The following is a 9,864-nucleotide window of genomic DNA, read 5'->3' as shown; positions in this document are numbered from 1 at the left end:
AAACTTCATTGATGACTTTATTCTCGATAAAAATCATCTGCTACCACAGAGAATCTATAAATAATAGTGCGTAAGTCCTATAAAATATAAAATAATCAGTATCTTTATGGTATTTGGATTTCTATATGTTTAAATTTATATGAATTAACATTACTTCACTTATTTATTTGGAATAAAAATTTGTTATGAAAGTCAAGTCTGCTACTGAACAGTTTTTTTTTACTACAGTGAAAATTGAATCCATTTATGAGAATGGTCAAGTTGGTACTGGAACTGGATTTATTTATAGATATAAGACTAGTGAGTGATTCTTCTCCTCCCTCCATTACGCGAAGCATTCATCAGTCGTCCAGCATATAAAGCATTGTCAAAAGCAATGCCGTCGATGAGTACGACAGAAAGAGAAGCCCTAGAAGCAGGAACCAGTTGGTGGGAAAAAGAACTGTTTATGGGTTCTCCTGATTGGAATAAATTTGATGATTATCCTTATCCGACATTGTCAGCTGAAGAACGGTCCTTTTTGGACAACGAAGTTCAGCAGCTATGTGCCATGCTCGATGAATGGAAAATTCATCATCAAGATAAAGATTTACCTCCTGAAGTATGGCAATTCATCAAGGATAAAGGTTTCTTAGGTCTTATTATTCCAAAATCTTTTGGTGGCAAAGAATTTAGCCCATTTGCGCAAAGTCGTATTATGAGCAAGATTGCATCACGCTCTTTAACTGCAGCTGTGAGTTGTATGGTTCCTAACTCTTTAGGACCAGGAGAGCTTTTATTGCATTATGGAACGACTGAACAGAAACAACGTTACTTACCAGGTCTTGCGGATGGTACAGAAATTCCATGTTTTGGTTTAACAAGTCCTGAAGCAGGGTCAGATGCTGGTGCAATTCCTGATACGGGCGTGGTTTGTTATGGTCAGTATCAAGGTCAGGATGTGCTTGGATTAAAAATGAATTTTTCTAAGCGCTGGATCACACTAGCACCAATTGCGACTGTGATTGGATTGGCTTTTAAACTGTATGATCCTGATGGTTTGCTGGGTGATAAATCCAAAACCGAATATGGCATCACCTGTGCATTAATTCCTGCAAATCATGAAGGAATTAAAATTGGTGCACGTCATAATCCAGGCGCGCCGTTTATGAATGGTACAGTCGAAGGAACAGATGTATTTATTCCAATTGACTGGATCATCGGCGGACAAAAAAATGCTGGTAAAGGCTGGCGTATGTTGATGGAGTGTCTCGGCGTCGGACGTGGTATTTCATTACCAGCATTAGCTACAGCCGCAGGTGAGATGAGTTACTTATTGGTTGGTGCATTTGCGAGTGTACGACAACAGTTCAAAGTTTCTGTCGGTAACTTTGAGGGTGTACAAGAAGCGACCAGTGATATTGCCAGTGATGCTTATATGTTAGAGGCATTTAGATACATGGTCACTTGTGGTTTGAATCAAGGTGGTACACCATCAGTTATGACCGCTATGGCGAAGTATTATGCAACCGAAACGATGAGAACTGTGATCAATCACGGGATGGATGTAGTCGGTGGACGTGCGATTCAGCTTGGTCCTCGTAACTTCTTGGCATTGACTTATCAATCTATCCCAGTAGCGATTACCGTTGAAGGTGCGAACATTTTAACTCGATCATTGATGATTTTTGGTCAAGGTTCTATGCGTTGCCATCCGTATTTGTTTGAAGAATTACAACTCCTGCAAGCAGAAGATAAATCAGTTGCTTTGAAACAATTTAACACGTTGTTGTTTAAGCATTTGGCTTATACCTTTAACCGAGGTGCGAGAGCTTTCGCTTATGGTATTACGGGTGGACCGAGTCATGCATCCAAGCAGTCTGATACTTTCACCAAACCGTATTATGTGATTATCAATCGCATGAGCACTGATTTTGCTCTAACCGCTGATATGGCTTTAGGTCTTTTAGCTGGAGATTTAAAACGTAAAGAAATGCTCTCAGGACGCTTGGCGGATATCCATTCATACTTATTTATCGCAACCTCGATTCTTAAATATTATGAAAGTGGTAAACGGACGGAAGCTGAGCAAAAACATGCTGAATTGGCATTAAACAAAGCTTTATTTAATGCACAAGAAGCTTTTTTTGGATTCTATGAAAACTTCCCAGTAAAAGTTGCAGCTAAATTAGTGAAATTGATCTGTTTCCCATTTGGACGTCCAGTCGCAAAACCAACAGATCATTTGAAACAAGAAGTAGCTAAATTGCTCTTACAGGAAAATGCTTTCCGTGAAGAATTGAAGAAGCATGTGTATTACACCACTGAAGCAACAGATGTGATGGGACGTATGGAATCTACATTCCAGATGTTGCTCACTATGCAACCGTTGTGGGATAAGTTCAAACGCGCAGAATCAAAAGATAAGTTCAAAGGATTCAGCTTTGAAGAAAGAATCCATGATGCTGTGGCGATTGATTTTATTACTCCCGCAGAGGCAGATAAACTACTGAAATATAATGCTAAGCGTTATGACAGTATGTTAACGGATGTATTTGATCGTGAATTGAAACAAGAACGACCTTTAGCAAATCCGCATCTGCCAAGTTAAGAATTTGTCATCCATCATAAGTAAAAGCGAGTTATTTTAAATAGCTCGCTTTTTTATTAGAGATTAAATTTTTTTCTATATCGCCATAAAGTTGTTCGACTCATATTGAGTTCTTTTGCAGCAAGATTCAGGTCATTTTGATGTTTAATCAAAACATCTCTAATTTTATTCTTATTGATTTTTTCTGGATAAACAGGCTTCTCTGATACCTGATTATGTAATTGTGATGAATGCAAATGAGTATCTATGATTTCATCTGGTAGATCAGCAACTTCAATTTCTGATTTTTCATTTGCCATGGTCAATGCATATAAAAGGGTGTTTTTTAGCTCACGGACATTTCCTGGCCAATCATAAGCAATCAAGGTTTTTAATGCTTCGTCGGATAGATGCGGTTGTGTGTGAAATACAGATTGCTGTTGACTCAAAATAAATTCAGCAATCAACGGAATATCCTCTTTACGATCACGTAAAGGCGGAATAAAAATAGGGATAACTCTCAGGCGATACAATAAATCCTGACGGAAACGTCCTTGTTTCGCTTCTTCGCGTAAAGCTCGGTGGGTCGCGGTGATGATTCGTACATTGGCTTTAATTGATTTTTCACCACCCAAAGGCGTAAATTCACCTGTTTCAAGTACACGTAAAAGTTTGGCTTGTAACTCCAGTGGAATTTCAGCAATTTCATCTAAAAATAGTGTTCCGCCAGCAGCTCGCTCAAAAACTCCTTTATGTTCACGAATCGCACCTGTGAAAGCACCTTTGACATGCCCAAACAATTCACTTTCTAAGATGTTTGCATTTAAAGCAGCGCAGTTGATTGCGATAAAAACTTTGCTTTTTCGCTGACTATGGTCATGGATGGCTTGTGCAACCAGTTCTTTGCCACTTCCAGACTCTCCACGAACTAAGACTGGAAATTCTGTAATTGCCACACGTTCAATAATTGAAAACATACGTTGCATTTCAGGAGATTGGCTATGAAATGTTTCAGACAAACTCTGACCACTATTTTCTTTTTTTGATGTTTCAGCCTGTTGCAATGGTTGAACTAAGTACAACTTTCCAGAGAAATCCTGATCTGAAACTTGGATATTGTGTTGGTGACATAAAAGCTCAATTGAAGCTGTGGCAGATTGCAGATGAATTTTCCCAGTTTCTAATAGATTGTTTAGTATTTTTTGTTTAGTCAGTTGAGCAATAGAGGGATTAAAACGTGTTGATTTGAACTCATAAATTATAGCTGAGTTTGATTGATCAACAATAAACAGGGCGCAGTCTGTAATGAGTTGTTGTAAATATCCTAAGAAGTTTTCCAAATCTACTTGTTTTATAAAATCAATGGATTGATTCATATTGTTTCAGGCGTTGTTTCTTTGAATGTTTAATTGAAACATAGAATGAACTGATGGTGAAACATGAATTTAAGAAATCATTAAATAATATGTAATAATATATTGTTTTATTTAAATATAATAATTTGTGCATAGAGTTGGCATCTTGTTTGCAATTTAAGAATATATAAATAAGTACATCGAGATTGATCCACATGATATTTCGTCAGTTTTTTGAAAATGAAAGTTCAACATATACCTATCTCATCGCATCTGAACAGACACATGAAGCGGTACTGATTGATCCTGTTGCATCGGAAATTGAGCGTTATGCGGACATGCTTGAACAAAATAATTTGAAGCTGGTTTATAGCCTTGATACGCATGTGCATGCAGATCATGTAACGGCAGCAAATCTGTTACGTGAACGCTTTGGATGTAAAACAGTGTTACATCGCAACTCCGAAGTTGCATGTGGTGACATTTTTATATCTGACCGCAGCGCAATTCGCGTAGGGGAGATTTTAATTGAAGCTCGCTATACGCCTGGACATACCAATGCATGTACCAGTTATGTAGTGGACGGTATGGTATTTACGGGTGACGCATTGCTTATAGATGGGTGTGGGCGTACTGATTTCCAAGAAGGTGATGCTGCAACTTTATATGACAGTATTCATCAACAGATATTTACTTTAGCTGATGAAACTATTGTTTATCCAGGTCATGACTACAAGGGGCGCGTGTCATCTACGGTTGGACAAGAGCGACTACATAACTCTCGATTGGGGGAAGGCAAAAGTAAGCAAGACTTCATTATTTTGATGGAAAACCTCAATCTTCCTTATCCAAAGAAAATTGATATTGCTTTACCTGCGAATAAAGCCTGCGGTCAATAATAGGAGAGAGTGGCATGCAATTAAAACAAGTGAATCAAGAATTTTATGTTGCAGATCAAATTTCTCAACGAGATGTGGCTGAACTTGCAAATAAAGGTATCAAAACAATTATTTGTAATCGTCCTGATGGTGAGGGGGCTGATCAACCTAATATCATTGAAATACAAGAAGTAGCATCTACTCACGGGATTCAAGTTGAGTATTTACCTGTGGTGAGTGGCCGTGTAACTGATGAGCAGGCTGAAGAGTTTAAATCAGTTTATCAATCAGCTCAAAAGCCAATCTTGGCGTTTTGCCGAACAGGTACACGCTCAATCACGCTTTGGGGACTATCTCAGGTTTCTGGATTAAGTCTGGATCAAATGCTATTGGTGTCTAAAACTCTGGGTTATGACTTACAAGGTTTAGTTCCAAGAATCCTCAATCAACATCCGACACAATTAAATAATGTGCCTAAATTTTCGGTGGTGATCGTAGGTGGTGGAGCTGCTGGGATTTCAGTTGCTTCAAGCTTACTTTCACGAGAGCCAAATCTAGATATTGCTGTGATTGATCCAGCAGAAATTCATTACTATCAACCCGGTTGGACGATGGTCGGTGGTGGAATTTTTGCACCTGAAAAAACAGTTCGAACCATGGCGAGTTTGATACCCAAGCAAGTACAGTGGATAAAAGCTGCTGTGGCGGCCTTTGATCCAGACAATAAACAGGTGTTATTAGAGGGCTGTAAGCCGATCAACTATGAAGTATTGGTGGTTTGCCCAGGTTTGAAGCTTAACTGGCACGGTATTGAAGGTTTAGTTGAAACATTGGGCAAAAATGGTGTGACCTCGAATTATCGTTATGATCTAGCGCCGTATACATGGCAGTTAGTCAGCCAAATGAAACGTGGTAAGGCGATTTTCACTCAACCACCTATGCCGATCAAATGTGCTGGTGCGCCACAAAAAGCGATGTATCTATCTGCCGATTATTGGCAAAAACAAGGCGTATTGAAAGATATTCAAGTTGATTTCTTCAATACGGGTGCGGTGTTATTTGGTGTTGAAGCTTATGTGCCAGCATTGATGGAATATGTGAAACGCTATAACGCCAATCTGCACTTCAACCATCAGTTGGTAAAAGTTGATGGTGCTAATAAACGTGCTTGGTTCAAGGTCAATCAAGGTGAAAGTACATCACTGTTAGAAACTGATTTTGACATGATTCATGTTGTTCCACCGCAACAAGCACCTGATTTTATTCGTGCAAGTAATTTAGTCGATGCAGCAGGTTGGGTGAGCGTTGATCAAAATACTTTGCAGCACAGTAAATATCCTTACATTTTTGCACTTGGAGATGTCATGAATGCTCCGAATGCGAAAACTGCTGCGGCAGCGCGCAAACAAGCGCCAATTGTTGCAGTGAATGTTTTGCAGTACTTAAAAGGTAGTGATCAATTTGCTCAGTACGATGGTTATGGTTCATGTCCTTTGACTGTTGAGCGAGGCAAGATCGTTCTTGCAGAATTTGGCTATGGTGGGAAACTGCTTCCGAGTTTTCGAAAGTGGTTCTTGGATGGTCAAAAACCTTCACGTATGGCATGGCTGTTAAAAGAACAGATCCTACCCCCGATGTATTGGGATGGCATGTTAAAAGGGCATGAGTGGCTGGTAAAAACTAAACTGTAATTTATTCATTAGATCCAATAAATCATTAGCTTAGCTCTAATTTTAGAGCTGAGTTAGGTTTTTTCACACTTGAAAAAGTGTATCTCATTTTTCATGAGGTCCTTTATGGATATGTGGTTATTAGTCTTGGAAGGTCTAGCAATCGGATGCTTGCTTGGATTAACAGGTGCAGGAGGAGGAATTTTAGCCGTTCCCGCACTGATGGCGAGTCAAGGATGGACTGTCTCACAAGCTGCACCTGTCGGACTGCTTGCAATTACACTTTCTGCGTTTGTAGGGAGTGTACAAGGCTTATTGAAAAAAATCGTACGCTATAAAGCTGCAATATGGATTGCTTTGATTAGTATTCCATCGGCTCGATATGGCGTGCATTTATCTAACATCATCTCTCCTACATGGTTAAGCCTAGCTTTTAGTTTAGTGATGATGGTTGTTGCCTATCGAATTTTCTTCAATAAAGTTCATGATTTTGAAGATCCACCATGTAAGGTCAATCAGTCTACTGGAAAACTTATTTGGAATGTGAAAACAGCCAGTGTATTGGGTCTTATTGGTGTGGTTGCGGGTTTGTTGACTGGATTGCTTGGTGTTGGTGGTGGATTTGTCATTGTTCCAGCGCTGCGTAAAGCAACGGATCTCGATATGCGTAGTATAGTTGCAACGTCGTTAATGATCATTTTTCTGATTGGCGGTGTGAGCATTTCTATTCACGTACTCGATGGCTTCCAATATCCAGTTTCAGTAACGATCAGTTTTGTGGTTGCTTGCATTTTAGGGATGTTGGTCGGACGACGACTCATTAATTTGATTGATCTAAAAACAGTGCAAAAGATATTTGCAACTGTGGTAATTGGTGTCGCTGTTTACCTAATTTGGACAAGTCTTTCTGTACTATTTTTATAGAAAGTGTCATATTTAAAAAATGAAATTCTATGATTAGCTTATTTTTAGGAATAGGCTAATGAGTATAAATAAATTTTTGTTTTTAAATGATTTTACACGATCATTTTGCTAATATTTTTTTATATAATTGATCTTCACATAAATTTCATACCAAATTTTATAAAATCAAAATTACAAGAGAAATGGGTCAGGAAGAATCAATGTTTAAATTTTTTCTGCGATGGATAGACAGTTGGTCAACTACACAAACTTCTGAGACAAATGAGTCTGATACGTTTAAAACATATAAAGATACTAAAATTCAATGGTTGCGAATCCTTCCATTTATTTTTTTGCATATCGCATGTTTAGCCGTTTTCTGGGTCGGTGTATCTTGGTTTGCAGTCGCGTTTATGCTGTTTTTTTATTTTATTCGTATGTTTGCGATCACAGCATTCTTTCATCGCTATTTGTCACATAAAACATTTCAGACTTCTCGTCCTGTGCAATTTATATTTGTCTTGATTGGAACGATGAGTGCGCAACGTGGTCCTTTATGGTGGGCTGCTCATCATCGCTATCATCATCGTTTTACCGATACAGAGCATGATCCACACTCATCAGAGCATGGCTTTTGGTATAGCCATATCGGCTGGTTCCTAAATGAACAGAATTTCACAACGCGAAAGGAAGTCATCAAAGATTGGATCAAATTTCCAGAATTAGTTTGGTTAGACCGATTTAGTTTACCCGTTGTGTTACTGACTGCTTTATCAATCTATGGTTTGGGTGAGTGGTTAGCGGTTACTTATCCAAGTTTAGGTACATCAGGTTTGCAATTGCTGGTTTGGGGTTTTGTGGTTTCAACAGTTTTGTTGATTCACGCAACTTTATGTATTAACTCGCTTGCTCACTTGTATGGAAGCCGAGATTTTGAGACTAATGACAATAGTCGAAATAACTTATTCCTTTCGATTATTACATTGGGCGAGGGTTGGCATAATAATCATCACTATTATGCAGGTAGCACTCGACAAGGTTTTTTCTGGTGGCAAATCGATATAACTTATTACATTTTAAAAATGATGTCTTTTTTTGGTCTCATTTGGGCGATCAAACCAGTACCTGAGCGCGTTTATGATGCGCATAAAACTCAAATACAAAATTTAAAAATGAACGCGAATAAAATTCAAAGTGAGAAGTCTTGATGAAGATTGCAATTGTAGGTTCAGGTATTTCAGGCATGTATGCCGCATGGAAATTATCACAGCAGCATCAAGTCACGATCTTTGAAAAAGAAAATTATTTCGGAGGACACACTGACACCCACGATCTTTGGATTGATGAACAGAATGTTGCAGTAGATAGTGGGTTTATTGTATTTAATGACTATAACTATCCTTTATTCAGTGCAATGATTGCTGAACTTGGTGTCCAAGCACAGAATAGTGATATGAGTTTTTCTGTGAATAATCAGGTCACTGGTCTACAGTACAATCCATCTAAAAAATGGTCATTATTGACTCGTCCGCAAAATTTTTTAAATAAGAACTTTCGATTGATGCTGTCTGATTTGATCAGATTTTATCAGGAGAATAAAGATGTTGTCGTGGATCAATGTGATGCTGAGTTAAGTATTGAAGATTATCTAAATCGAAATGACTACTCCCAGGTTTTTAGAGAAGAACATCTCTATCCAATGTGTGGCGCACTGTGGTCAAGTCCAGTTGATCAAGTTGGGAAGATACCCTACAAATTTGTGGTCAGTTTCTTTCAACATCATCGTATGTTGCAGTTGGCTGATCGACCACAATGGCAGACAGTAAAAGGTGGTTCAGCTTCTTATATACGAGCGATTCAAAAAGCTTGCCCATCGATTATTTGGAAGAAAGCGCAAGTTCAAAAAGTGATTCGTGAAAATGATTTAGTTCATATTGTCACGAATCAAGAACAAGAAACTTTTGATTGGGTTGTGTTTGCGAGTCATGCTGATGATACGTTACAGCTTATTCAAAATCCTTCGGCAGATGAGCGAGATGTATTAGGTTGTTTTGATTATCAAGATAACTTTATGGTGGTACATCGCGATACTTCGATTATGCCGAAGCGTCAATCTCAATGGGCGAGTTGGCATGTGCATGTCACTGCTCAAGAAAAACCTGAAAAAAATGGTAAAGTTCATCAAGTACACTATGGATTTACCTATTGGATGAACAGCTTGCAGAATCTACCTTGTAAAACGCAGGTATTTTCTACATTGAATCCGAATATGCCGATCGCGAATGATAAGATTTATGTCGAACGTCATTATCGACATCCTGTTTTTGATAAAAAAGCAATTGAGTCACAAGCGCGTTGGGAACTGATCAATGGTCAAAACCGCAGTTCATTTTGTGGAGCATATTGGGGGTGGGGCTTTCATGAAGATGGGGCGAGAAGTGCTCAGCGTGTAGTAGATAAGCTATTAGAACTTAAAGACTAATTTGGAG

Annotated in this window: 6 protein-coding genes and 1 pseudogene; 6 read left to right on the top strand and 1 reads right to left on the bottom strand. The window is 38.6% G+C overall.

Translation table 11 applies throughout. The features are described from left to right. Positions 1 to 304 precede the first annotated feature (304 nt). Positions 305 to 2,590, top strand: a pseudogene (locus A2003_RS08720) (acyl-CoA dehydrogenase); the annotation flags it as partial. 56 nt (positions 2,591 to 2,646) lie between these two features. Here A2003_RS08720 and A2003_RS08715 read toward each other — a convergent pair. After that, on the bottom strand, positions 2,647 to 3,945 hold the full coding sequence (locus tag A2003_RS08715) for a sigma-54 interaction domain-containing protein (protein WP_005402814.1): 1,299 nt from the start codon (positions 3,943 to 3,945) through the stop codon (positions 2,647 to 2,649). Between the two features lie 194 nt (positions 3,946 to 4,139). On the opposite strand from A2003_RS08715, the gene A2003_RS08710 reads away from it, so the two are divergent. The 5 genes from A2003_RS08710 to A2003_RS08690 all read left to right on the top strand — a co-directional run bounded on the left by A2003_RS08710 (position 4,140) and on the right by A2003_RS08690 (position 9,857). Beyond that, positions 4,140 to 4,823 (top strand): MBL fold metallo-hydrolase, encoded by a 684-nt coding sequence (locus tag A2003_RS08710; RefSeq protein ID WP_005402813.1) that lies wholly within the window; start codon positions 4,140 to 4,142, stop codon positions 4,821 to 4,823. A 14-nt stretch (positions 4,824 to 4,837) separates the two neighbouring features. Further along, complete coding sequence (locus tag A2003_RS08705; RefSeq protein WP_286687172.1) at positions 4,838 to 6,493, top strand: bifunctional protein tyrosine phosphatase family protein/NAD(P)/FAD-dependent oxidoreductase; 1,656 nt, start codon at positions 4,838 to 4,840, stop codon at positions 6,491 to 6,493. A gap of 105 nt (positions 6,494 to 6,598) precedes the next feature. After that, positions 6,599 to 7,396, top strand: a complete 798-nt coding sequence (locus A2003_RS08700) for a sulfite exporter TauE/SafE family protein (protein WP_004959321.1) — start codon at positions 6,599 to 6,601, stop codon at positions 7,394 to 7,396. Positions 7,397 to 7,596: 200 nt separating this feature from the next. Beyond that, entirely contained in the window at positions 7,597 to 8,583 is a 987-nt protein-coding gene (locus A2003_RS08695) for an acyl-CoA desaturase (protein ID WP_151769237.1), read from the top strand. Then, positions 8,583 to 9,857 (top strand): NAD(P)/FAD-dependent oxidoreductase, encoded by a 1,275-nt coding sequence (locus tag A2003_RS08690; protein WP_286687171.1) that lies wholly within the window; start codon positions 8,583 to 8,585, stop codon positions 9,855 to 9,857. Before A2003_RS08695 ends, A2003_RS08690 begins: the two co-directional genes overlap by 1 nt. Positions 9,858 to 9,864 lie beyond the last annotated feature (7 nt).

It is taken from the genome of Acinetobacter sp. GWC1_38_13, assembly GCF_001767535.1.
GTDB lineage: Bacteria > Pseudomonadota > Gammaproteobacteria > Pseudomonadales > Moraxellaceae > Acinetobacter > Acinetobacter junii.
This window is presented reverse-complemented; position numbering and strand designations above follow the sequence as displayed.